Source organism: Paenibacillus albidus, assembly GCF_014644435.1.
In the GTDB taxonomy this organism is placed as follows: Bacteria; Bacillota; Bacilli; order Paenibacillales; family Paenibacillaceae; genus Paenibacillus_AQ; species Paenibacillus_AQ albidus.
Map to the genome: position 1 here is coordinate 117,399 of NZ_BMKR01000009.1, position 24,494 is coordinate 141,892.

The following is a 24,494-nucleotide window of genomic DNA, read 5'->3' on the forward strand; positions in this document are numbered from 1 at the left end:
TGAACCGCCCTCAATCAGGAGGACGGCATGACTATTCTTAAGCTGACCCAGGCAGGCCCGGGTCAGTTCTTGTATGTGCTATGCGGAATGAAACCGCTGGATTATCATGGGCTGCAGCTGACTGCCTTGAAGCGCCGCGTAGCATGCTTCGGGGATCAGCTCCATGCGTGCCACAAGCGAGTTCGGCTTATTCTCCGGATTATCCTGGCCAAAGGGAACAAAATAAATATGCTTTGCTACCAGCAGCTTTGCAATGTTCGCGGCATTCAGGCCCAGGCCGTCATTGGTCGAAATGGCCAGCACCAAGGGACGGCCATTGCGCATCTGCGATTTTGCCGCCATGAGTACTGGACTATCCGTCATGGCATTTGCCAATTTGCTTGTGGTGTTGCCCGTGCAGGGCGCAATCGTCAGCACATCCAGCAGCTTTGAAGGTCCCAGCGGTTCTGCTTCAACAATTGTAGAAATAATATCATTCCCTGTTATATCTTTCAACTGTTTCAACCAATTTTCCGATGTGCCAAAACGGGTATCCGTTGCCAGCACCGACCCGGAAACAATGGGGACCACGTTTGCACCGCTATCCATAAATCGCTGAATCTGCGGCATAACTTCAGCAAACGTGCAGTGAGAGCCGGTAATCGCATAGCCGACTGTTTTTCCGTGGAAGTCCATATTATTCATCTCCCCTGATTATAATCTCCTCCGACAGTGACTGTATCAGCGCATTGGCCATGATAATTCCCGCAGTCTTCGGAGCCACCATACCGGGAAGGCCCGGCGCCAGCATCGCTTTGATCCCCCGCTTCTCGGCATAGCGGAAATCGCAGCCTCCCGGCGCAGAAGCCAGGTCGATCACAACGCAATGCTTGGGAATCCGCGAGAGCACCTGCGCCGTAATAATCATGCTGGGAATGGTATTGAAGATGAGATCTACGTCAGGCGCATGCTGCACCAGTTCTCCGGTCATAAACGGCTTCCAGCCCATTTCCTCCGCACGGGCAAAATGCTCCTGCTTGCGTACACCCACCTTCACTTTTGCCCCCAGCCCCTGCAGGCTTCTTGCCATAGTAAAACCGGTTCTGCCCATTCCCAGCACCATAGCCGTGGAGCCGTGAATGGTGAAATCGGTTTGCTGGATCGCCATAACCAACGCTCCCTCAGCTGTAGGGATCGAGTTATAAATCGCCACATCGTCCCGGCTCAGCAGTTCGGTGAGCTTGAGTGAATGCTTGGCGCACAAGCTGCGCAAATAGCTTTTGGCCATTCCGGTATAGACTGAGCAGTGAGACGGCAAAGCAGCCAGGTGCTCCTCCAGTAATTGCAGCCCCTGTGATGAGAATACCGCGCTTATCTTTCCTACATCATCACAACCGACCGTAGGCAGCACAAGGACATCTGCATCGTTAAGCAGTTCCACCGACATTTGTTCCAGGCTAACCCCTGGGCAGGGGGATTCCCATTTGTCGAACCCGGCAGCGCTTACCGTCGCATCCATTTCCACACATTTCCGTATCACTTCAAGCTGTCTTGCGTCCCCGCCCAGGAACACGATCCTGACGCCAGTAAGCATAGGGATGACGCTCCTTTCAACACTCTAGACTATAGAGCATCTTATGCTGGGCATTCGGGATGGGTGAAGCGCGGAGCTGAAATCGCCGGTTCGCGCGCAAAAAAAGCTTGCAGACCGGGCACCCTGCTGGGCTCAGTTTCTGCAAGCTTTGTGTCAAGATCCTATGGGCAGCGGCCTATTTCCCCGTGTGGCCGAAGCCTCCGGCACCGCGCTGTGTTTCGGACAACTCCTCTACCTGCTCAAGAGTAACTGCCGGTACAGCCTGAAATACCATTTGGGCAATACGCTCATTGCGGGCGATGGCAAAGGGTTCTTGCCCAAGGTTAATCAGCAGCACCTTGATCTCCCCGCGGTAGTCCGCATCGATCGTCCCCGGTGTATTCAGACAGGTAATGCCGTGCTTCAGTGCAAGTCCGCTGCGCGGGCGAATCTGTGCCTCCAGGCCATCCGGCATCGCCAGTGAGATCCCCGTTGGAATCAATGCGCGCGCGCCCGGCTCCAGAACAACTTCTTCCGCAACTGCTGCGTACAGGTCATAACCTGAAGCCTGCTCGGACATTTTGCGGGGCAAAAGTACATCTTCATTCCCAGGCAGTTTATGAATTTGAACGTAATAAGACAAGATCATCTCTCCTAACATTGGCAATAGCTTTATCTGAAGAGCCTACCATGGCCATGGCCAGGGGCTCAGCGAACATAAGGTCTAGCACACGGTTAATATCATCCATCGTTACATCCTGGATTCTCGCGATCATATCGTCCAGCGTGTTATGTCTTCCAAGCATCAGCTCATTTTTACCGATGCGGTTCATTCGGCTGCTGGTGCTTTCCAGGCTGAGAATCAGGCTGCCCTTCAATTGTTCCTTGCCTTTGCGAAGCTCCTCTTCACTCAGTCCCTTGACCGCCAGCTCCTGCAGCATCTCTTTGGTCAGCTCCATGACCTCTTTAGTCTGCTTTGGTGCAGTCCCCGCATAAACAGTGAACAGCCCGCTGTCTGCCTGAGAACTGTGATATGAATAAACGGAATAAGCCAACCCGCGTTTTTCACGGATTTCCTGGAACAAGCGCGAGCTCATCCCCCCGCCGATTGCGTTGTTAAGCAGGGCCATCGCATATTGCAGCGGGTCCCCTGTCTTCACGCCCGGAAGCGAGAGGCAGATATGATTCTGCTCTGTTTTTTTACGGTGAAACAGCAGATCTCCTTTAAATTCCGGCGGCGTCAGCGGCATTTCAGAACCATGATTGGCAAACGAACCAAAATGCTGCTCCAGCAGGTCAATCAATCCGTCATCTATATTCCCGGCAACGCTGATTACTGTATTCTCAATCGTGTATTGCTCGTTCATATAAGAGCGTAGATCATCCGGAGTCATGCCCTTCAGCCGTTCCTTCAGACCGAGAATGGAATAAGCCAGCGGATGCTCCCCGTATGCCGCCGCACACATGAGGTCATGCACCAGATCATCCGGAGTATCCTCGCACATGGAGATTTCTTCAAGGATTACATTTTTCTCTTTGGCCAGCTCTCCGGCATCCAGCTGAGAGCTAAAAAACATATCGGCGAGCACATCCACCGCAATCGGCAAATGCTCATCGAGCACTTTGGCATAATAACACGTGTATTCCTTGGACGTGAATGCATTGACATTGCCGCCAATCGCATCGAACTGCTCGGCAATATCCTTGGCGCTATACCGGTCCGTCCCCTTGAAAAGCATATGCTCAACAAAATGCGAAATCCCGTTGTTCAGCAAATTCTCATTGCGTGAGCCGGTCTTCACCCAGATGCCGAAGGAAATGGAACGTCCCCCCGGGATTTTGTCCAGTACTACCCGCAAACCGTTCTTCAATACTATTTTTTCCAATATGATTATCCTCCTGGCAAAAGCCTGTATCTATCTTCGTTACTGCCGCGTGCCTTTTATCCTACCAGAAACAGGAGGCTCACTCAACATCTGAAGGCATCACACGCTCTGCTGACAGCGTTTGGCTGACGGTACCCAGGTGTAACCCTTTTTGCTTGATGCCCTTAATCATGCCCTCCAGGGCTTGTGAGGAGGAAGCTGTCGGATGCATCAGGACAAGGGTGCCTGGCTCTGCCATAGTTGTTATTTTGGCGATAATGGATGCCGGCGAAGGATTCCGCCAATCTACCGTGTCTACGGTCCACAACACCGTTCTCAGCCCCAGACTTGCAGCGATCTCAACAGTCTGCTGGTCAAAATCGCCAGAAGGCGGCGCGAACCAGGTATTGGTCACACCGAGTGATTGTTCGAGCAGCGTTTTGGTCTTCTCAATCTCCGCAGTTGCCCGTGCGCGGCTGAGTGTGCTCATATTCGGATGCGTGTACGCATGATTCTCCATCTCATGTCCCCGCTTCAGCATTTCTTTGGCGAGTTCCGGATTTTTGGCTAACCAGCTGCCGTCCAAAAAGAACGTGACCTTCACATTCTCCTTGTCCAAAATATCGAGCATCGGCACAATATATGAATTGCCCCAGGCCACATTAATCATCAAGGAAACCATCGGTTTGGCGGGATTCCCGCGATAGATCGGCTGCGGTCCCAGATCATCAAGTGAAATCCGGGGTTTCGTCTGGCGGTACACATATTTCACAGAGGTATTTGGTGCCTGCAGCAGCGCATTGCGGTATGTAGTCTCTACGTCTACTTCCAGCCCGTTATACCCCGGAATTGCCTTCCACACACGGTCAACCACTGCATCTACCGGAGACACCTTTAATTCGGCAGCGGCGTTCTCTATCTTCCCACGGAGGGCATCAGAGTGTTGATCCGGTACATTTGCCCACACAGACATTACCTGCTGCGGCTTGACTTGGGCCAGCATGTCCTTTACGGGATCCAAGCTGCTCCCGATTCCTATAACAATCGCTATAACGGCCAGCACTACTGCCACTTTTTCGGTCTTCATGACAAATTCCTCCCTGGACAAAACGGTTTCCTGTACCGCCATTGCAGCAGGTGCAAGACGCTTTGTCCCAACCTATGAAAGATGAGAGGAAATTATGCATGAAGCTCTAGGAGCGGCATCCGGAGCGATCACAGACTCCAACCGGATTCAGGCACTTCCCGACGGTAAAAAAGAGCCAGAACGTTATACGCCTCTGCCTCTCTTTAATCTCATGCAATTTTATCGGCCGTATGCAACAAAGCTTAGGCTTTAGCTCCGGCTTCCGAAGTCAATACCGCTTTACGAGACAGGTTCACGCGGCCCTGCTGATCGATTTCGGTAACTTTTACGGTGATGGTATCTCCGATGGCTACAACATCCTCCACCTTTGCCACACGCTCCGTAGACAACTGGGAGATGTGTACCAAACCGTCCTTGCCCGGAATTAATTCGACAAATGCGCCAAATTTCTCGATCCGCCGCACTGTGCCCACATAAATTTCGCCGACTTGAACTTCGCGCACAATACCTTCGATGATTGTACGGGCTTTTTGAATCATCTCTTCGTCGGAAGAACCGATGAAGACCCGGCCATCTTGTTCGATATCAATTTTCACGCCGGTTTCTTCGATGATTTTGTTGATAATCTTACCACCGGCACCGATAACATCGCGGATTTTGTCCGGATTGATATTGATGATGATGATCTTGGGCGCATATTTGGACAAATTCGGTCTCGGCTCGGAAATGGCCTCATTCATTTTGCCCAAGATGAACATCCGTCCTTCTTTGGCCTGCTGCAGGGCATCTTGAAGAATGTTGCGGTCGATGCCGTCAATTTTGATATCCATCTGGATCGCGGTTACACCTTCTGCTGTACCTGCTACCTTGAAGTCCATATCGCCCAGGTGATCTTCCATTCCTTGAATGTCCGTCAGGATAGAGACATGTTCTCCGTCTTTGATCAGACCCATTGCAACGCCGGCTACAGGGGCTTTAATCGGCACACCCGCATCCATCATTGCCAGTATGCTGGCACAAATGCTGGCCTGGGAAGTGGAGCCGTTGGATTCGATCGCTTCGGAAACCAGGCGAATGGTGTACGGGAATTCAGTTTCGCTAGGAATGACTTTGGACAACGCGCGTTCACCAAGTGCTCCATGGCCGATCTCGCGGCGTCCCGGTGCTCTTAGAGGACGGGCTTCCCCTACGCTGAACGGAGGGAAGTTGTAATGGTGCATGAAGCGTTTCGTTTCGGCCAGATCAATCCCGTCCAGAATCTGCACGTCTCCAAGTGCGCCAAGTGTACATACGCTAAGAATTTGCGTTTGGCCGCGGGTGAACAGACCGGAACCGTGTGTACGCGGCAGCAGGCTTGTATCACATTCAATCGGACGGATTTCATCCAGCTTACGTCCATCCGGACGAATCTTGTCATGGGTAATCAGACGTCTGACTTCATCTTTTACTATATCATGCAGCACTTCCTTGACATCTTTGAGAAGTTCAGGTGTTTCTATGTATTTCTCTGCGAAATACGCCACCGCTTCATCGTTGACAACATCAATTGCTTCCTGACGTGCATGCTTCTCGGCAATTTTGACGGCTTCCACCAGGCGGCTTTCGGCAAAGGCCCGAACCTCCGAATTTACATCCGCGTTCACTGCGTGAAGCTTCACAGCCATTTTTTCTTTACCGGCCAATTTGACCAGTTCTTCAATGGTTGCAACGATTTTGCGTACTTCCTCATGTCCGAACATAATCGCTTCAAGCATAACCGACTCCGGCACTTCATTCGCTTCTGCCTCAACCATCATAATCGCATCTTTGGTTCCTGCTACCACAACATAAATATCGCTGTCCGCTTGCTGGGCAATATCCGGATTAATGATGAATTCGCCATTGATCCGTCCTACGGCTACTCCGCCGATCGGCCCGTTGAAAGGCACATCAGAAATACTGAGTGCTGCGGAAGTACCGATCATGGCAGCAATCTCCGGTGCACAGTCCTGATCCACACTCATGACAAGGTTCAGCACCTGCACATCATTACGGAAACCTTCCGGAAACAGCGGGCGAATCGGACGGTCCGTCAGGCGGCTTGACAGAATCGCTTTCTCACTCGGTCTGCCTTCCCGTTTGATAAAACCGCCGGGGATTTTGCCCACCGCGTACAATCTTTCCTCATAGTTAACTGTAAGCGGAAAGAAATCCAGATCCTTCGGTTCCTTCGAAGCAGTAACCGTACACAATACAGAAGTATCACCATAACGCACCATCACGGCTGCGTTCGCTTGCTTGGCCAACCGGCCCGTTTCCAGCACAAGGCGTCTGCCGCCCAGCTGCATTTCCACACGTTGTTCCATAAAGTCCCTCCTTGAATAGTAGTAGACCCGCTGTTCTACACAGCAGGTTTAGGCGATAGTCTAAACAAAACACACAACCTCTGTCTCTAAAGCCAGAAGGCCGCACTATATGCAACTAAAGAAAAGCATCAAATGATGCTTTGTATGAAAAGCTTCTTGTGAAAGTATCCCCTTATTTTCAAAAAGCAACCCGGCTGTCCCGCTGTCGCTCGTAAGAAGGACATACGGTATACAACCAGGCTGCTTTAAGGGTAATCTTATGGAAAATTAACGACGCAATCCCAGTCTTTCGATCAGGGCGCTGTAACGTCTGATGTCTTTGTTCTTCAAATACGCCAGCAGTTTACGACGTTGTCCAACCATCTTGAGCAGTCCGCGACGAGAGTGATGATCCTTCTTGTGCGTACGCAAGTGGTCAGTCAAATTAACGATGTTCTCCGTAAGGATAGCAACTTGCACCTCTGGGGATCCAGTATCGGATTCATGAGTTTTGTGCTCGTCAATCAATTGATGTTTACGTTCTTGAGTCAATGCCATCCTGTTCACCTCCTTCATTATAATCGCCAGTAGCCTCGTCGCCGTCGGTGAGAACGAGCAACCAAGCTAAGGTTATGATGCTGATATTTCCAGCAACGTTAATCAGTATAGCATCTTCGGGGATAAAAGTAAACGGCTTGTCAGACGCCCTTTATGAATTAGTGCCCAGAAGCTTTTTGGCCGTTTCCGCATCATCGCCAATTTGGGCAATCAGGGCCTGTATGGATTCAAATTTGCGCTCGGGACGAATGTAAGCCACAAGTTCAACTTTAAGCTCCTTGTCATACAAATCCCCCTCAAAGTCGAATACATGCACCTCAAAGCTGGGGGCAATCATTCCTTCATGAAAGGTAGGCTTAACGCCAACATTCATTACGCCAAACAGCAATGTATTGTTAAAAAATACTCTGACTGCATATACACCTTTGGCGGGAACGACAAAATGTTCTTCAAGCTGAAGGTTTGCCGTGGGAAAACCAATGGTCCGTCCCCGCTTCTCTCCATGCCCTACCGTACCGCGCAGATGATAGCAGCGGCCAAACCAGTCGTTGGCGGTTGCCAGCTCTCCATTTTGCAGACTTTTACGAATGCCCGAGCTGCTCACCTTCACTCCATCAATCAGGAAGGGAGGAACGGTCTCCACATTCATAACGCCTTGCCCCAGTGCCCGGAGCATGTCTGCATCGCCTTCGCCCTGATAACCAAAGCGGAAATCAAATCCGACGACAGCCGTTACAACCTGCAGCGGCAACAGCATTACGGAGACGAAATTTTGCGGACTCACTCTGGAAAGCTGCTCATTAAATTCAACAATATACAAAATATCAACACCCATACCGGCGAGCAGCTCCTGCTTGTCTGGCTGAGGCGTCAAATATCCTTCATAATCACCTTTGCCCATCACATCCTTCGGATGGGGATGAAAGGTCATCACTGCAGCCGGTACGCCTTCTTTGCGGGCCAGCGCTACAGCAGAAGTAATAACACTGGCATGTCCACGGTGCAGGCCGTCGAACTGGCCCAGAGCAACCACTTGCGGCTGTGCCCATTCTGCCGCTGTCTCCGGCGGCACGGGATAGGTTAACGTTACGGTTCTCACCCTGTTTTCCACCTACAATTCACTTGGGTTAGTTATGGACTACACTTGCGCAAACACTTTGACCGGGGTAATTGCCCCGGATTCATCCCGGGCATATATGCCCAGAAATTCATCCTGAGCATCGTACAACCGGAAATGACCGCTTTCCTTCACTTCAGGCGCCACATAACGCAAGGACAAGCGCTGGCCCTGCAATGCAGCTTTCCGCTTGTCATCCATTACCGTATGCCGTGGCAGATGGGTAATCGCCGCATCGGCAGCAATGAGATGAGCCTCAAGCGTTCCGGCTTCCTTGTGCTCAGCGATCTCTTCAAGCGTTAGACAGTGGCTGGCTGTAATTCCCGCCGACATGGTCCGGGTTAGTTCAACCATCACACCCGGCAGTCCCAAAGCACGGCCTATATCCACACAAAGTGTGCGGATATAGGTCCCTTTGGAACAAAGCACCCGGAAGGTAATATCAGGGTAAGCGCCACTCCACTTCATCTCTGTCATTTCAATTTCATAAATTTCAACTTCACGGCTTTTGCGTTCTACGGTTTTGCCTTCTCTGGCGAGTTCATATAGACGTTTGCCATCCACCTTCACCGCAGAGTACATGGGAGGCACCTGGGAGATTACCCCTTTGAATGTAGCCAGGACAGCCCGGATCTCGTCTTCTGTCACATGAACCTCGTCTACCGTCTGCGTAATGGTACCGGTGAGGTCCTCCGTATCACTGGATAATCCCAGCCTGAGGGTAGCCACATATTCCTTGGGCAATTCCTGAATGTATTCAACTACCCGGGTGGCCCGCCCCAGACAAAGCGGCAGGACGCCTGTAACCTGTGGATCAAGAGTCCCTGTATGTCCTATCCGCTTCATGCCCAAAATACGACGGGCTTTGGCAACCACATCATGGGAAGTGAACCCTGCCGGCTTATAAACAGCCAGAACTCCTGTGTACTCACTCATAGATGACGTCTTACCTCCTCCAGCACCAGTGGAATGACCTGTTCCAGCGTCTGTTCGATACGGGCACCCGCTGCGCGGGTATGACCGCCTCCGCCGAAGGTCTGGGCCAGAGCGGCTACATCTACTCTGCCTGCGGAACGCAGGCTGACTTTAACCGCATGTTCATGAATGACTTTGAACAAAATCCCCACTTCCACCCCTTGAATATTGCGCGGATAGTTGACGATTCCCTCCAAGTCTTCATTGGCGGCACTGCAGTTTGCCATATCCTCCGGTGTCACATAAACATAGGCAATATCGCCTTCAGGGGACAGCTGCAAGGTATTTAATGCCCGGTTCAGCACTTTTACCTGAGCGAGTGTCATTTCTTCAAGCAGCGTTTCCGCTAGCTCCGGACCGTTCACCCCAAGGGCCAGCAGCTCGGATACGGCTGCCATAACTTTGGGTGAAGTATTGGTATAGCGAAATCCGCCGGTATCGGTCAGAAGCCCTGTGTAAATGGCAGTGGCTATATCCACATCCCACTCAACATCAAACGTTTGGAGCAGATCGAACAGAATTTCTGCCGTAGCCGCAGCATCCGGCTTAATCAGGTTCACAAAACCGTAGCCGTTATTTGTTGGATGATGATCTATGTTCAGAATAAGCGCATCCTCAGCAAAATACTGCTGGGTCAGACCTACCCGCTGGAAATCGGCACAATCGACACAGATGACATTTTTGAAAGTCCCAGACATTTCAGTGTCCGCCATGTTGACAATTTCGTCCGAGTGCCATAAGTATTCCATCCGTTTGGGGATGGGGCCTTCATTAAGCATCGAATATTTTTTGCCCAGACATGAGAGAAGCCAGCCCACCGCGAGGGTGGAGCTGACTGCATCTCCGTCCGGCTGAACATGCGACACTACAAGGTAATCGTCGTGTTCCAGCAGAAACTTACGGGTCTGCTGGAGACTTTGTTCATAGCTCTGCATTCGCCGTCTCCTTTTAAAAAAAGCTTACCTGCCTATTCATTCTTTCCGAGTTCACCCAGCAGCTTCTCAATATGGCTGCCGTATGCTACGGATTCGTCAAACTTGAAGATCAGCTCCGGCGTATGCCGGAGGCGGATCGCCTTGCCAAGCTCGGAACGGAGAAAGCCATTGGCTTTCTCGATAGCCTTTAGCGAGTCCGTTTTCTGCTCTTCATCCCCGAAGACGCTAAGGTATACTTTAGCCTGTGACAAATCGTTGGTCACATCTACACCGGTTACCGTAACAAAGCCAATGCGGGGGTCCTTCAGTTCCTTTTGGATAAGCTGGCTCAGCTCTTTCTTAATCTGTTCACCAACACGTCCAGCTCTTATCTTAGACATTCCAATTCACCTCTTTGCTTAGCGCTCAACAGTTTCCATAATGAACGCCTCGATAATGTCGCCCTCTTGGAGCTCATTATAGCGTTCCAAAGTTATGCCGCATTCATAACCTTGCGCGACTTCTTTAGCTTCGTCTTTAAAGCGTTTCAAGGTGTCAATTTTACCCTCGAATACAACGATGCCGCTGCGGATCAAGCGCATTTCAGCATTTCTGGTAATTTTGCCGGAAGTAACCATACAACCTGCAACGGTACCCACTTTGCTGATTTTGAAGACACTGCGCACTTCGGCGTGGCCGATAATGCTTTCTTTATAGATGGGATCAAGCATCCCTTTCATGGCACTTTCAATTTCCTCAATAACATTATAGATAATGTTATGCAGGCGAACATCCACTTTTTCCTGCTCAGCTGCTGCTTTGGTCTGCGCATCGGGACGAACGTTAAAGCCGATCACGATCGCATTGGAGGCTGCCGCAAGCGTAATATCGGATTCCGTAATGGCACCGGCACCGCTGTGAATAATCTTCACGCGCACACCTTCCACTTCGATCTTGGCCAAAGAGCCTTTAAGCGCTTCGACGGATCCCTGTACATCGGCTTTGATAATCACGTTCAGGTCTTTGATCTCGCCATCCTTGATATGCTGGAACAGATCATCCAGAGTAACACGGGTATTAACGTTAAGCTCGGATTGACGCTGGGAAGTCGAACGTCTGTCCGCAATGGCACGGGCTTTACGTTCGTCTTCGAAGGCCATAAACGGATCTCCGGCTTGCGGAACCTCAGTCAGACCGGTAATTTCTACCGGAGTAGACGGACCTGCTTCTTTAATCTTGCGTCCCTTATCATTCACCATGGCGCGTACACGTCCGAAGCAGTTACCTGCTACGAATGCATCCCCGACTTTCAGGGTACCATTCTGTACGAGAATACGTGCAACAGGTCCACGGTTCTTGTCAAGTTCAGCTTCAATGACTGTACCGCGCGCCCGTTTGTCAGGATTCGCCTTGTACTCATTCACTTCAGCTACGAGCAGGATCATTTCCAGCAATTCTTCCAGATTGATGCGCTGTTTGGCAGACAGATTCACGAAAATGGTGTCGCCGCCCCACTCTTCCGGTACCAGCTCATAATTGGTAAGCTCCTGCTTCACTCTATCCGGATCTGCACCCGGCTTGTCGATTTTGTTGACCGCTACGATAATCGGAAGTCCTGCAGCCTTGGCATGGTTGATGGCTTCAACCGTTTGCGGCATTACACCGTCATCAGCAGCAACGACGATAATTGTCATATCCGTAACCTGTGCTCCACGGGCACGCATAGCTGTAAAAGCTTCGTGGCCCGGTGTATCCAGGAAAGTGATTTTCTTGTGGTTAATCTCAACTTGGTATGCACCGATATGCTGTGTAATTCCGCCGGCTTCGCCGCCGGTCACATTCGTGGAACGAATGGCATCCAGCAATGTCGTTTTACCATGGTCAACGTGACCCATGATTGTAACTACCGGAGGACGATCCTGCAATTCCTCTTCGGTGTCATTTTCTTCTACAGTCTCAAAGCTGTCCTCATCCACCGGAATTTTCACTTCGACTTCCACGCCGAATTCACCGGAGAGCAACAAAATGGTATCAATATCCAGCTCCTGGTTAATGGTAGCCATAACACCCATGGAGATCAGCTTCTTGATCACTTCCGAAGCATCCTTATGGAGCAGCTTCGCAGTTTCACCAACAGTCATGCTGCCACGCACGATGATTTTCTTAGGGGTGTTGTCAATTTTCTCCCGGCGTTCCATGGATTGATTCTTGCCGCGGTTGTTTTTCCCGCCGCGGCCACGATAGTTGCCGCCTTTGCCGTCATCAAACCGTCTTTGGCCGGTATTGGGTCTTCCGCCTGTTGTATTCTTCTTTGGACCACCGCCACGGGAGAAATCGCCTCCGCCTTGTGGACGGTTATCGCCTGTGCGCGGTGCTCCGCCTTGGCCTTGCGGGCGGCTGCCTGTAGCCGTACCTTGCGGACGGTTGCCGCCAGTAGTGCTGCCTTGCGGACGGTTGCCGCCGGTGGAGCTGCCTTGCGGACGGCTGCCGCCGGTGGAGCTGCCTTGCGGACGGCTGCCGCCAGTAGTGCTGCCTTGCGGACGGTTGCCGCCTGTGGAGCTGCCTTGCGGACGGTTGCCGCCTGTGGAGCTGCCTTGCGGACGGCTGCCGCCTGTGGAGCTGCCTTGTGGGCGATTGCCGCCTGTGGAGCTGCCTTGCGGACGGCTGCCGCCTGTGGAGCTGCCTTGCGGGCGGGAATTTTGTGTGGTGCCTGTTTGTGTTCTGCGGGAATCTTGTCCGCTTTGGGGCCTTGGGGACGTCGTCGATTGGTTGTTGTTTTGGTTACTGTTCATACCTACCTGCTTTTCCGGTTGATTTTTGTTGGCATTCTGAGCACTTTGGGCATCGGCTGTTACCGCACCGGTAGTGACCGGACGGCTGCTGGTGCCGCTATCCCGCTTGGCTGCAGCGTTTGATTTGATGTCCTTGAAGAACTGTTCCACTTTGTTCACGGAGCTGTTCTCCATGACACTCATATGGTTATTCACAGGAACATCCAAACGCTTCAGAATTGTAATAATTTCTTTACTGCTCATATTCAGTGATTTAGCGTATTCGTAAACACGCAGTTTATCTTTATTGTCTTCTTTAGTCAATAACTCCACCTCCGACAGTATCTCCAAGCACTCTGGAGATCATTTCCGCGAATCCTTTATCCGTAACGGCCAGCACAACGCGCTGGTCCTTACCAATACTTGCACCGAGTTCATCCCGGTGAAATGCGATTACCAGTGGAATATCGTAGGTTCCGCATTTATCGCGAAATTTTTTTTGGGTATTATCTGAAGCGTCACCTGCCAGAACGACCAGCCTCGCTTCTGAAGACCGCACTGCCTTGAGTACAGCCTCGTCACCGGTGACAATCTTGCCTGCTCTCATGGCAAGCCCTAAATAAGAAAGTGCCTTACTCATTGTCCTCACTATCCTTTGCTGCCAAAAACTGCTCCTCCACGGATGCAAAATCCCGGGCAAGCTGGGCATAGATTTCAGGACTCACTTGACATTTCAGTGCACGGTCAAGCGCTTTATTCTTCTGTGCCAGCTTGAAGCATTCCAGCTTTCCGCAAATATATGCACCGCGCCCCGACTTTTTGCCGGTCAGGTCAATCAGTACTTCGCCTTCCGGCGTTCTGACGACCCGTATCAGTTCTTTCTTCGGCATCATTTCCTGGCTGGCTACACATTTGCGGAGAGGTACTTTCCTTTGTTTCATCTTACACGCCTCCCGCCTGACGGTTAATTAATCAATGGAGACGGAATCCTGATGCATTTCATCATTGGAGGTTCTCGGTCTGCCGTACTCCTGCTCGGCCTGGCTTTCGCTCTTGATATCAATTTTCCAGCCGGTCAGCTTGGCGGCCAGACGGGCATTTTGCCCTTTTATGCCGATAGCCAGTGACAGCTGATAATCAGGAACGATGACCCGGGCCATTTTTTCCGCTTCAAAGACTTGAACTTCAAGCACTTTGGAAGGGCTAAGTGCATTGGCCACATATTCCTGCACCAGATCGGAATAGCGGACGATATCAATCTTCTCGCCGCGCAGCTCGGTAACGATAGTCTGAACACGCGTACCGCGGGGACCTACACACGAACCCACCGGATCAACTTCAGGATTGCGGGAAAATACAGCAATTTTAGAGCGGAAGCCGGCCTCGCGGGCCACGGAACGAATCTCTACCACACCGTCAAAAATCTCCGGAACCTCAAGCTCGAACAAACGCTTCAGCAATCCGGGATGACTGCGGGACAGCATAATCTGCGGCCCTTTGGTGGTGTTCTCGACTTTGGTGATATAAGCCTTGATGCGCTCGCTTTGCTTAAACTTCTCGCCTGGCATAAGTTCACTGAGCGGCAGAACCGCTTCAATCTTGCCAAGGTCGATGTAAATGTTGCGCATGTCCTGACGTTGTACAAGGCCGGTAACAATATCCTCTTCCTTGTCGATAAAAGCGTTATAAATGAGTCCACGCTCTGCTTCGCGAATGCGCTGTGTGACCACCTGCTTGGCGGTTTGGGCGGCAATCCGCCCAAAATCGCGGGGCGTTACCTCAAGCTCGGCGATATCCTCCAGCTGAAAGTGCGGGTTAATCTCCCGGGCAGCCGGCAGGGAAATTTCTGTTCTGGTATCCAGAACTTCCTCTACCACCAGCTTGCGGGCAAATACTTTGATCAGACCCGTATTGCGGTTCATGTCCACACGCACATTCTGCGCAGCATTGAAATTGCGTTTATAGCTGGAGATCAGTGCAGCTTCAATGGCTTCAAACAGCACATCCTTGCTGATGCCCTTCTCTCTCTCCAGTTCATTCATAGCTTCAATAAAATCCATACTCATGAAATTCCGGTCCCCCTTTCAAGACATTAAAAAATAATGGCCAATCTCGCACTGGCGACTTTGGCATACGGTACAACATGTTCTTTTTTGCCCGCGGAGATGAGCAGCTCCTCATTCTCGAACGAGAGCAAACGGCCTTCAAATTCTTTGAGTCCCTGAATCGGCTCATAAACCGTTACATATACGTCCTTCCCCACCGCCTTGGCCACATCCGCAGCTTTCTTGAGCGGACGCTCCGCTCCGGGCGACGAAACCTCAAGGAAATAAGCTTCAGGAATCGGATCGTTCTCATCCAGCTTCTGGCTGAAGTATTCGCTGATCGTTCCGCAGTCATCAATATCGATGCCGCCTTCTTTATCTACGAATATGCGCAGAAACCAGTTGGAGCCCTCTTTCACGTATTCAACGTCCACCAGTTCGAAACCATTGTCCTCAAGATAGGGTCCGAGCATCTGCTCTACCGTTTGTTTAATTTTGGATTTGGGTGTGCTCAAAAGATAATAACCTCCACGAACTTGTCTTTTGCTATATACCAAAGATAAAGAGTGGGTTTCCCCACTCTTTACACAACGGACTTATCTCATTATTACCAAAAAAATTATACCATAGTGCGTGGGCACTGACAAGTGCCGGCCCTTGACTGCCCCTTTCAGAGGCGGGTCTCATACGAGAAAAACACCTAAAACAGCGACAGCTGATTGCTCTCCGGCAGCCCGCGGAAACAGCCCATTCCGTTCAGCAGCTCGATCACCGTCTTACTCGCTTTGGACTTCTGCTGGAAATCCTCGATGGAGAGAAACTCTCCGGCATCCTTGGCAGCCGCTATATTATAGGCGGCATTTTCTCCGATTCCCGCAAGCGCCGAGAACGGAGGAATCAAGCTGTTCTCCTCCACTGTGAACCGGGTAGCATCCGAGCGGTACAGGTCAATATTCTTGAACGTGAAACCGCGTGCCGTCATTTCCAGGGCCATTTCCAGTACAGGAAGCATCGCTTTTTCCTTGGGCAGGGCCTGGAATGCTTTTTGCTCAATCTCCACGATCTGGCGTCCGATGGCTTCATACCCCTTACAGCAGAGATCTATGTCAAAATCAGCCGCACGCACAGAGAAATATGTCGCATAATATTCAATCGGGTGATACAGCTTGAAGTAGGCGGTCCGCACTGCAGATATAACATATGCGGCGGCATGCGCCTTCGGAAACATGTACTGAATTTTCAGACAGGAATCAATGTACCATTGCGGGACCTTGCATTTCTTCATTTCCTCGATCCATTCGGGCGGCAGGCCTTTCCCCTTCCGGACACTTTCGGTAATTTTGAAGGCAAGACTTGCATCCATACCCGCTTTATAGATCAGGAAAAGCATGATATCGTCCCGGCAGCCGATAACGGTCTTGATGTTGCAAGTGTTGTTCTTAATCAGCTCCTGGGCATTGCCGAGCCAAACGCCGGTACCATGGGACAGTCCCGAAATCTGCAGCAAGTCGGCAAAACTTGAGGGTTTGGCTTCAACCAGCATCTGGCGTACGAACTTTGTTCCCATTTCCGGCACCCCGTAAGTGGCAACCGGCGTCCGAATCTGATCCGGACGGACTCCCAGTGCGTCTGTCGAGTTAAACATGCTCATTACTTTCGGGTCGTTCATGGGAATGGTTGTGGGATCAACTCCGGTCAAGTCTTGCAGCATCCGCATCATAGTCGGATCATCGTGACCCAGAATATCAAGCTTCAACAGGTTGGCATCAAAGGCATGATAATCAAAATGCGTCGTCTTCCACTCTGCATTGACATCATCGGCCGGGAACTGCACCGGTGTTATATCCTCTACTTCCATATAGTCCGGTACAACAACGATCCCGCCGGGATGCTGGCCGGTACTGCGCTTAACGCCTGTGCAGCCAGCCGCAAGCCGGCCCACCTCGGCACCGCGCCAGCGCTTTTGGTGATGCTCTTCATATTTTTTGGTGAATCCGAAGGCCGTCTTCTCCGCAACAGTACCGATTGTACCGGCACGAAAGACGCTTTTCTCACCAAACATGGTCTTCGTAAAATTATGGGCCTGGGGCTGATATTCCCCCGAAAAGTTCAAATCGATATCGGGAACTTTATCGCCTTTAAAACCAAGGAAGGTCTCAAACGGAATGTCTTGGCCTTCCCCTTTCATTTGTTCACCGCAATTCGGACAGTTCTTATCCGGAAGGTCAAATCCGCTTGGCACACTGCCATCCAGGAACCATTCGCTGTGACGGCATTCCGGGTTACGGCAAATGTAATGCGCCGGCAGCGGATTAACCTCGGATATGCCCAGAAAGGTAGCGACAACCGAAGATCCGACGGAACCCCGTGATCCAACGAGATAGCCGTCCTTGTTGGACTTTTTAACGAGACGTTCAGAGATCAGATAGTTGGCAGAGAAGCCATACTTGATAATAGGCGCCAATTCCTTCTCCAGGCGGGCCACGACCACTTCAGGCAGCTCTTCGCCATAGATCGACTTGGCTGTATTGTAGCAGGTCTCCCGGATCTCCTCATCGGCTCCTTCGATAATAGGTGTGAACAGCTTGTCCGGGAACAACTCGATCTCTTCAAACCGTTCGGCCAGCTCCACCGTATTGGTAATTACAACTTCCTTGGCTTTTTCGGCGCCCAGAAATTCAAATTCGGCAAGCATCTCATCTGTGGTGCGAAAATGGGCATCGGGTTTGCGCTGGTCCTTCAGCGGGCTGAAGCCTGTAATCCCATTAATCGTAATGTCCCGGTACAACTTGTCCCGCGGTTCGAGATAATGCACATTACCTGTAGCAATCACCGGCTTGTTGAGCTGCTCGCCAATTTCACAAACCTTGCGCAGCGAGGCGCGCAGCTCCTCGGGACTGGCCACAAAACCTTTGTCCACCAGATGCATATACATCGTGATCGGCTGGATTTCCAGCACATCGTAGAACTCGGCGACTTCCATCGCTTCCTCAGTAGTTTTGTTCAATACTGCCTCGAAAAATTCTCCCCGCTCGCAGCCCGATATTACCAGCAGCCCATCGCGCAGCTCAACCAGCTTGGATTTTGGAATGCAGGGTACCCGTTTGAAATATTCCGTATGCGACATCGAGATCAGCTTGTAGAGATTTTTTTTGCCTGTTTGATTCAAGGCATAAATGCAGCAATGGAATGGCCGGACATTGGACAGATCATTGCCAACGTAATCGTTCAAACGGTCCAGCATGGTAATCCCTTTGAGCTTGACCGCATCCGCCAGCAGTCCATTCAAGATCCCGCCAAGCGCAATCGTATCATCAACTGCCCGGTGATGGCTTTCGAGCAATACTTTATATTTGTCCGCCAGCGTGTTCAGCCGGTGATTCTTCATCGTAGGGTGCAGCAGCCGCGCAAGCTCCAGCGTATCCAGTGAAGGGTTCGACAGCTGCGGAAGGCCGTATTTGGTTAGCGAAGCCTGAATGAAGCCCATATCAAATCTGGCATTATGGGCGACCAGAATGCTGTCTCCAATGAATTTCACGAATTCATGCAGTACCGGCTCCAGATCGGGCGCATCCTTGACCATTTCATCCGTGATATTGGTCAGCTGCTGGATATGGTAAGGAATTTTCTCATGCGGATTAACAAAAGTGGTATAACGGTCAAGCTCCTTGCCTTCGCACATCTTGATCGCCGCAAGCTCCGTAATATTATTGCGGGTGATGGATAACCCCGTGGTCTCGATATCGAAGACTACATAAGTTGCAGTCTTCAAATCAAGCGGCTGGGGATTGTCCACAATATTTACAGAGTCATTTACGACATTGGCCTCTACCCCATAAAGCATCTTAATCTTGTGCTTATGGGAGGCGTGACCGGCATCGGGGTAACATTGCACACCCCCATGATCGGTGACGGCAATCGCCGGATGCCCCCATTTGGCGGCCGTTTTGACATAGGCATCAATTGGCGTTACCGCATCCATGGTGCTCATCGTAGTGTGCAGATGGAATTCTACGCGTTTCTTCGGAGCGGTATCCTTGCGGCTCGGCGGCGCCCCTACCTCCGTCAAATCCGAAGGGATCATCACCAGCTCGGGAATCTGCATGAAACGGTCATACTCCACCTTGCCCCGCGCTCTTACCCATTTCCCATTCGCCAACTGACCCATAATCCGCAGATCCTCTTTGGTTTTGGCAAACATTTTCATCTGCAGGGAATCGGTAAAGTCAGTGATGCAGAATGTGAACAGTGTGTTGCCGTTACGCAGCTCCTTGCTGTCCAGTCCAAAGATGGTCCCTTGAATGGTGATCTTCTTCTCTTCATCCTGAATCTCGATAATAGGGACGGCCTGTTCCTTGATCTCATAGCCCACCTGCAGCTTGATAACCTCGTTCGGATCCCCCTCCTCTTCAGGCTCATCCGGTTCGCTGGCCGTCATCATCATTTCTACCAGCTCCCTCTGCTCCTGCTGCAGCTTTTGCTGGAATTCTTCATACGCATCGGCTTTGCTCTCGTTCTCGGCAATTTGCAGCTTCACCTTCAGCGAAAGGCCAAAATAACGCTCATAAAAACGGATGATTGCGCCCTCGATCCCTTTCTTCTTGGCGAGCTCAAGCGACATGGTATCATTCACATAGAGCAGCAGCGTGTTGTCCTGGAGCTCCTGACTGGAGCGGGTGAGCCAACCGTTGACGGAGGGAATTTCCCGCTGCACCCATTCCAGAAACAGTCCCCAGTATTCTTGTACAAGCTCCGCTCTGTTTACTTTCTCATCATATAGGAACAAGAAGCTTACTTTGGCAATATGCTGCAGCTTCTCTCGCATTCTCAAACAAAAGGTCCGGTAGGTCTGTGCCGGTACCAGTGAATCTTTAACAAGAACAATATGCCAGTCCCGGTTGCCGCGACTGATCTCCACACGTTCGATATACCCGTCCAAAAAATAGGGATCAATAATGGCGGGCGGTATTTCCCCCTGCTTCATCAGCAGCTCGAACCTTTTTCTTCTTTCCATAGTCTGTTCCATGCCTTCTCCCCCATCTTGCTAGGCAATAAGAGGAACTCCTACGCGGAGTCTCTCGAAGATGTTGCCAAATTCTTTTGTGACACATATGCCGTTAATATTATAATAAAAAACTTCCGGCTAAGAAAGCATTGGGTTAGGACGGCCCGCCGACTTCCTCTTTGCCAGAAGTTAGTTTGGATACTAGGTTGGCTGTTACAATACCTCGAAATTAATAGGCTTTAGCAAAAACAACCGTATGCTGAGCCGGTTTACCGCAGCAGATGCAGGTCGTTTTGGTTTCGGCAGGGTTGAACGGAATATTCCGGCTGCCGGCACCTGTCTCTTCCTTGACCTTGGATTCGCATTCTTCGGAACCGCACCAGCCTGCCAAGGCAAACCCGCGCTTGTCCTCCATCGAGGCTTTCATTTCCTCCAGGCTGTCGACTGAATAGAAATGATCCTCCCGGAATTTCAGCGCCCGTTCATACATCTCATTGTGCACCTGTTCCAGCATAGCCTTAACTTCTCCAACAAGGTTCTCCTGCTGCACAATTTTCTTCTCTCCGGAAATCCGTGAGACCAGGACACAAACGCCATTCTCCATATCGCGTGGGCCCAACTCCAGACGAATCGGAACGCCGCGCATTTCATACTCGTTAAACTTCCAACCTGGCGTTACGTCTGCCCGATCATCCACACGTACCCGAACGCCGGCATTCTTCAGATCTTTGAATAGCTCGTCTGTCCGTCCAATTACAGCTTCACGTGTCTTAGGCGGGCCGATTGGCACCATAATGACCTGGGTTGGAGCTACTTTGGGCGGCAAAGCCAGACCGCGGTCATCCCCGTGCACCATAATCAAGGAGCCGATGAGGCGTGTAGTCGAACCCCAGGACGTAGTGTGCACGTATTCCAGTGCATTGTCGCGGCTTAAATACTGAATTTCAAAAGCTTCAGCGAACTTTGTTCCCAGATAATGCGAGGTAGCCGCCTGTACTGCACGCCCATCCTTCATCATGGCTTCAATGGAATACGTATCAACGGCACCGGCAAAACGCTCAGAAGGCGTCTTTTGGCCGGTAACGACCGGAATCGCCAGATAAGACTCGACAAAATCGCGGTAGTTCTCAAGCATCCGCATGGTTTCTTCCCGGGCTTCCTGTTCATTCTCATGGGCCGTATGGCCTTCCTGCCAAAGGAATTCGGTTGTCCGAATAAAGGGAAGGGTACGCTTCTCCCAACGGACCACGTTGGCCCACTGGTTGATCAATACCGGAAGATCGCGGTAGGATTGTATCCATTTGGAATACATATGACCGAACATCGTCTCCGAGGTTGGCCGGACCGCCAGACGTTCTTCAAGCACATCACCACCCGCTTCAGTCACCCATGGCAGCTCGGGATTAAATCCCTCAATATGATCTTTCTCTTTCTGAAAAAAGCTCTCCGGGATGAACACTGGAAAATAAGCGTTGCGGTGTCCGGTTTCCTTAAGGCGGCGATTCATTTCCTCCTGGATATGCTCCCATATTTCATAGCCCTCAGGCTTGAAAACGATACAACCCCGTACAGGAGAATAATCCATCAGGTCCGCTTTCTTAATAACATCAATGTACCAGCGTGAGAAATCCTCGCTCTGGGGGGTAATCTCCGTAACGAATTGTTTATCTTTTGCCATTGTGTTGAATTCCTCCCGTTAATAAAAAAGAAAATTATCCGGTAATCAAACGCAAGATATCATTATAAGTCACAACCAGCATCAGCAAAAAGATCAGGGCAAAGCCAACAAAGTGGACCATGCCTTCACGGCTCGGATCGACAGGTTTGCCGCGCAGCGCTTCTACCCCGAGGAAAGCCAGACGGCTTCCATCCAGGGCTGGAACCGGCAGCAGATTAAAGATTCCGAGATACAGGCTTAGAATAGCGGCCCAATAGGTCAAATATTCAATCCCTTGCTTGGCAATTTGCCCGGTCATATGGAACGTCCGAACAGGACCGCCGATGTCATCCATATTAAATTGATTAATGAGCTGCTTGAAACTGATAAAAATAGTCTTTGTCCAATTGCCCATCTCCTTGCCGGCCCCCGTAAAGGTCTCGCCTATGCCAGCCTTGCGGCTCTGGAGCTCCGAGGTGATTCCCACTTTCCCGCCTTCTTCGCCTTCCATGGAGCGGGGAATCAGGGTCACATTAATCGTCTGGTCGCCGCGCTGGAGGACCCACTTCATCTCTTTGCCCTTTGAAGCGGCTATCAAGGCGACCATTCCTTTATAATCCGCACCAATCTGTTCACCGTTAATGGACTCTACAATATCGCCTTTTTGCAGTCCGGCCTCCTCTGCAGGCATTCCCTTGGAGACCTCACCAATCTTGACATAGGTAGGATTCTCAATGGGAATACCGACCATTTGCAAATGAATGGCAAAGAGGACAAAAGCCAGCAAAAAGTTCATGACCGGACCAGCCACGATCGCGAGGGACCGCTGTCCAACCGTTTTGCTGCCAAACTGACGGTTCTTAGGCGCTATTTGCGTCTGCTGCGAACCACTAATCATCATCGCCTGCGGGTGAACCTCATAAGTAGTCACTTCTCCGTCCACATCCAGCCGAATCTGCAGAGCATTCTCCAGGTCCGTATGCTGGGCCTCGCCGCGAATCACATTTCTCCGCGTATCGAGCGCATCCAGATAAATATTCTTGACTTTGTTGTCCTGGCCGAGCCGGATCGCAATCGTCTGTCCCGGACCAATCTCAATCATTTCCGGATCTTCACCAGCCATACGTGCATAACCGCCAAAGGGCAGTAAACGAAGTGTGAACTGGGTTTCACCATGTTTATAAGAAAACAGTTTCGGACCGAAACCGATCGCAAATTCTCTTACCAGAATACCGGCGCGTTTGGCAAAATAATAATGTCCCCATTCATGTACGGTCACAAGGACAAAAAACATAAGCACCGTTAAGAAAACGACCTGAACCATTTCCAAGCGTAACAACCCCCTTTTGGTGTGAAACGGAAAGTATGTCCTCTTAATTTATCATTATTCTCCGATGCGGCACAAGAGAATCAACTGTTCAGGCATATTTTTAGAGCAAGGCGCTTATTTCCGGCTTCAAGAGGAAAACCAAGGGTTTATAACGTGGCAGCAAGTTCGCGGGTAGTTTGGTCACAATGCTCGATTTGCTCCAAATTCGGATAGGCCACAATCTCCAGACGCTGCAAAACTTCGGAAATGATCTCTTCAATGTGCAGAAAAGCAATTTCGCCCCGCAGGAACCGCGCAACTGCAATCTCATTCGCAGCGTTATAGGCGGTTGTTGCCGTGCCGCCCGCTCTGCCGCATTCAAAAGCTAAACGAAGCGCCGGGAAACGGTCAAAGTCCATCTCCTTAAAGGTCAACTTACCGATTTCCGAGAGGGATAGACGTTTGGCCGGCGATTCCCAGCGATCCGGATAAGTCAGGGCATATTGAATGGGAACACGCATATCGGGCGTTCCGAGTTGGGCTACAATGCTGCTGTCCCGGAATTCAACATAGGAATGAATAATACTCTCGGGATGAAGAAGCACATGGACTTGTTCATAGGAGAGGTCAAACAGCCAACGCGCCTCAATGACCTCCAGTCCCTTATTGACCATAGTAGCAGAATCTATAGTGATTTTGGCACCCATGCTCCAATTTGGATGGCGCAGTGCCTGCTCCACCGTCACATTTTCCAGCTCTTGGCGGGTATAATCCCGGAAAGAGCCTCCGGAGGCCGTCAGCGTAATCGAAGCCACGTCTTTGGGGTTTTCCCCGTTCAGGCACTGAAATATAGCGGAATGCTCACTGTCTACCGGCAGCAGCTTCACACCTTTGCGAGCGGCCAGTTCCGTGACCAGATGCCCTGCAGTGACCAGCGTCTCCTTATTGGCCAGTCCGATATGCTTGCCGGCTTCAAGGGCAGCCAGCGTAGACTGCAAGCCCACACTGCCTACCAGGGCGGTTACCACCGTATCCGCCTCACCTCCGGCAGCTACCTCTGTCAGCCCTTCTTTGCCGCTGTAAAGCTTAACGCCTTCAGGCAAGCTGCTTTTGATTTCTTCGGCGAGCTCCTTCGTTGCTACAGAGACACGGCGCGGATTGAACTTGCGAACCTGCTCCAGCAGCAGCTTCGTATTGCTGCCCGCAGCCAGCCCCTCCACTTCAAACGCCTCCGGATGCATGGCCACCACATCCAATGTTTGCGTACCGATGGAGCCTGTTGAGCCAAGTATACTTATTTTTTTCAAGCTTGTAC

Annotated in this window: 20 protein-coding genes; all 20 read right to left on the bottom strand. The window is 51.0% G+C overall.

The window, feature by feature from the left end:
* Positions 1-78: 78 nt before the first annotated feature.
* The 20 genes from IEY53_RS12805 to IEY53_RS12900 all read right to left on the bottom strand — a co-directional run bounded on the left by IEY53_RS12805 (position 79) and on the right by IEY53_RS12900 (position 24,486).
* On the bottom strand, positions 79-675 hold the full coding sequence (locus tag IEY53_RS12805; protein WP_189025429.1) for a dipicolinate synthase subunit B: 597 nt from the start codon (positions 673-675) through the stop codon (positions 79-81).
* A gap of 1 nt (position 676) precedes the next feature.
* The gene (gene dpsA, locus IEY53_RS12810) at positions 677-1,573 is read right to left on the bottom strand and encodes a dipicolinate synthase subunit DpsA (RefSeq protein WP_189025431.1); all 897 of its coding nucleotides are present in this window, start codon (positions 1,571-1,573) and stop codon (positions 677-679) included.
* Positions 1,574-1,748: 175 nt separating this feature from the next.
* Positions 1,749-2,195 carry a dUTP diphosphatase gene (gene dut / locus IEY53_RS12815; protein WP_189025433.1) on the bottom strand — a complete coding sequence of 149 codons (447 nt, stop codon included), beginning with the start codon at positions 2,193-2,195 and terminating at the stop codon, positions 1,749-1,751.
* Positions 2,170-3,438, bottom strand: a complete 1,269-nt coding sequence (locus IEY53_RS12820; RefSeq protein ID WP_189025435.1) for a M16 family metallopeptidase — start codon at positions 3,436-3,438, stop codon at positions 2,170-2,172. Before IEY53_RS12820 ends, dut begins: the two co-directional genes overlap by 26 nt.
* 79 nt (positions 3,439-3,517) lie before the next feature.
* The gene (locus IEY53_RS12825; protein WP_189025437.1) at positions 3,518-4,504 is read right to left on the bottom strand and encodes a polysaccharide deacetylase family protein; all 987 of its coding nucleotides are present in this window, start codon (positions 4,502-4,504) and stop codon (positions 3,518-3,520) included.
* 242 nt (positions 4,505-4,746) lie between these two features.
* Entirely contained in the window at positions 4,747-6,849 is a 2,103-nt protein-coding gene (gene pnp, locus IEY53_RS12830) for a polyribonucleotide nucleotidyltransferase (RefSeq protein WP_189025439.1), read from the bottom strand.
* 267 nt (positions 6,850-7,116) lie between these two features.
* Entirely contained in the window at positions 7,117-7,386 is a 270-nt protein-coding gene (gene rpsO, locus IEY53_RS12835; RefSeq protein ID WP_036656390.1) for a 30S ribosomal protein S15, read from the bottom strand.
* A gap of 151 nt (positions 7,387-7,537) precedes the next feature.
* Complete coding sequence (locus tag IEY53_RS12840; RefSeq protein ID WP_189025441.1) at positions 7,538-8,485, bottom strand: bifunctional riboflavin kinase/FAD synthetase; 948 nt, start codon at positions 8,483-8,485, stop codon at positions 7,538-7,540.
* A gap of 39 nt (positions 8,486-8,524) precedes the next feature.
* Positions 8,525-9,439, bottom strand: a complete 915-nt coding sequence (truB, locus tag IEY53_RS12845; protein ID WP_189025443.1) for a tRNA pseudouridine(55) synthase TruB — start codon at positions 9,437-9,439, stop codon at positions 8,525-8,527.
* The gene (locus IEY53_RS12850; RefSeq protein ID WP_189025445.1) at positions 9,436-10,413 is read right to left on the bottom strand and encodes a DHH family phosphoesterase; all 978 of its coding nucleotides are present in this window, start codon (positions 10,411-10,413) and stop codon (positions 9,436-9,438) included. The genes truB and IEY53_RS12850 overlap by 4 nt, the downstream gene beginning before the upstream one ends.
* A gap of 32 nt (positions 10,414-10,445) precedes the next feature.
* Complete coding sequence (gene rbfA, locus IEY53_RS12855; protein WP_189025447.1) at positions 10,446-10,793, bottom strand: 30S ribosome-binding factor RbfA; 348 nt, start codon at positions 10,791-10,793, stop codon at positions 10,446-10,448.
* Between the two features lie 18 nt (positions 10,794-10,811).
* Positions 10,812-13,487, bottom strand: coding sequence for a translation initiation factor IF-2 (gene infB, locus IEY53_RS12860; RefSeq protein WP_189025449.1), 2,676 nt, complete (start codon positions 13,485-13,487; stop codon positions 10,812-10,814).
* The gene (locus IEY53_RS12865) at positions 13,480-13,803 is read right to left on the bottom strand and encodes a YlxQ family RNA-binding protein (protein WP_189025450.1); all 324 of its coding nucleotides are present in this window, start codon (positions 13,801-13,803) and stop codon (positions 13,480-13,482) included. The genes infB and IEY53_RS12865 overlap by 8 nt, the downstream gene beginning before the upstream one ends.
* Positions 13,796-14,104 (bottom strand): RNase P modulator RnpM, encoded by a 309-nt coding sequence (gene rnpM / locus IEY53_RS12870; protein ID WP_019910454.1) that lies wholly within the window; start codon positions 14,102-14,104, stop codon positions 13,796-13,798. Before rnpM ends, IEY53_RS12865 begins: the two co-directional genes overlap by 8 nt.
* A 27-nt stretch (positions 14,105-14,131) precedes the next feature.
* Positions 14,132-15,229, bottom strand: coding sequence for a transcription termination factor NusA (gene nusA / locus IEY53_RS12875; protein ID WP_189025452.1), 1,098 nt, complete (start codon positions 15,227-15,229; stop codon positions 14,132-14,134).
* A 26-nt stretch (positions 15,230-15,255) separates the two neighbouring features.
* Complete coding sequence (gene rimP, locus IEY53_RS12880) at positions 15,256-15,723, bottom strand: ribosome maturation factor RimP (protein ID WP_020434082.1); 468 nt, start codon at positions 15,721-15,723, stop codon at positions 15,256-15,258.
* A gap of 185 nt (positions 15,724-15,908) precedes the next feature.
* Positions 15,909-20,234 (bottom strand): PolC-type DNA polymerase III, encoded by a 4,326-nt coding sequence (locus tag IEY53_RS12885; RefSeq protein ID WP_189025454.1) that lies wholly within the window; start codon positions 20,232-20,234, stop codon positions 15,909-15,911.
* A 208-nt stretch (positions 20,235-20,442) separates the two neighbouring features.
* A complete protein-coding gene (gene proS, locus IEY53_RS12890) occupies positions 20,443-21,891 on the bottom strand; it encodes a proline--tRNA ligase (RefSeq protein WP_189025456.1) in 1,449 nt (482 codons plus the stop codon).
* A 34-nt stretch (positions 21,892-21,925) separates the two neighbouring features.
* Positions 21,926-23,200, bottom strand: coding sequence for an RIP metalloprotease RseP (gene rseP, locus IEY53_RS12895; protein ID WP_189025458.1), 1,275 nt, complete (start codon positions 23,198-23,200; stop codon positions 21,926-21,928).
* A 146-nt stretch (positions 23,201-23,346) separates the two neighbouring features.
* Positions 23,347-24,486 (bottom strand): 1-deoxy-D-xylulose-5-phosphate reductoisomerase, encoded by a 1,140-nt coding sequence (locus IEY53_RS12900; RefSeq protein WP_189025460.1) that lies wholly within the window; start codon positions 24,484-24,486, stop codon positions 23,347-23,349.
* Positions 24,487-24,494 lie beyond the last annotated feature (8 nt).

Bases quoted from the DNA above. Each gene is read 5' to 3' on its own strand.
- nusA (WP_189025452.1), bottom strand. From the start codon at position 15,229: ATGAGTATGGATTTTATTGAAGCTATGAATGAACTGGAGAGAGAGAAG.
- IEY53_RS12885 (WP_189025454.1), bottom strand. From the start codon at position 20,234: ATGGAACAGACTATGGAAAGAAGAAAAAGGTTCGAGCTGCTGATGAAG.
- rpsO (WP_036656390.1), bottom strand. From the start codon at position 7,386: ATGGCATTGACTCAAGAACGTAAACATCAATTGATTGACGAGCACAAA.
- rbfA (WP_189025447.1), bottom strand. From the start codon at position 10,793: ATGTCTAAGATAAGAGCTGGACGTGTTGGTGAACAGATTAAGAAAGAG.
- IEY53_RS12825 (WP_189025437.1), bottom strand. From the start codon at position 4,504: ATGAAGACCGAAAAAGTGGCAGTAGTGCTGGCCGTTATAGCGATTGTT.
- proS (WP_189025456.1), bottom strand. From the start codon at position 21,891: ATGGCAAAAGATAAACAATTCGTTACGGAGATTACCCCCCAGAGCGAG.
- IEY53_RS12805 (WP_189025429.1), bottom strand. From the start codon at position 675: ATGGACTTCCACGGAAAAACAGTCGGCTATGCGATTACCGGCTCTCAC.
- rnpM (WP_019910454.1), bottom strand. From the start codon at position 14,104: ATGAAACAAAGGAAAGTACCTCTCCGCAAATGTGTAGCCAGCCAGGAA.
- dpsA (WP_189025431.1), bottom strand. From the start codon at position 1,573: ATGCTTACTGGCGTCAGGATCGTGTTCCTGGGCGGGGACGCAAGACAG.
- pnp (WP_189025439.1), bottom strand. From the start codon at position 6,849: ATGGAACAACGTGTGGAAATGCAGCTGGGCGGCAGACGCCTTGTGCTG.
- IEY53_RS12850 (WP_189025445.1), bottom strand. From the start codon at position 10,413: ATGCAGAGCTATGAACAAAGTCTCCAGCAGACCCGTAAGTTTCTGCTG.
- truB (WP_189025443.1), bottom strand. From the start codon at position 9,439: ATGAGTGAGTACACAGGAGTTCTGGCTGTTTATAAGCCGGCAGGGTTC.
- IEY53_RS12865 (WP_189025450.1), bottom strand. From the start codon at position 13,803: ATGAGTAAGGCACTTTCTTATTTAGGGCTTGCCATGAGAGCAGGCAAG.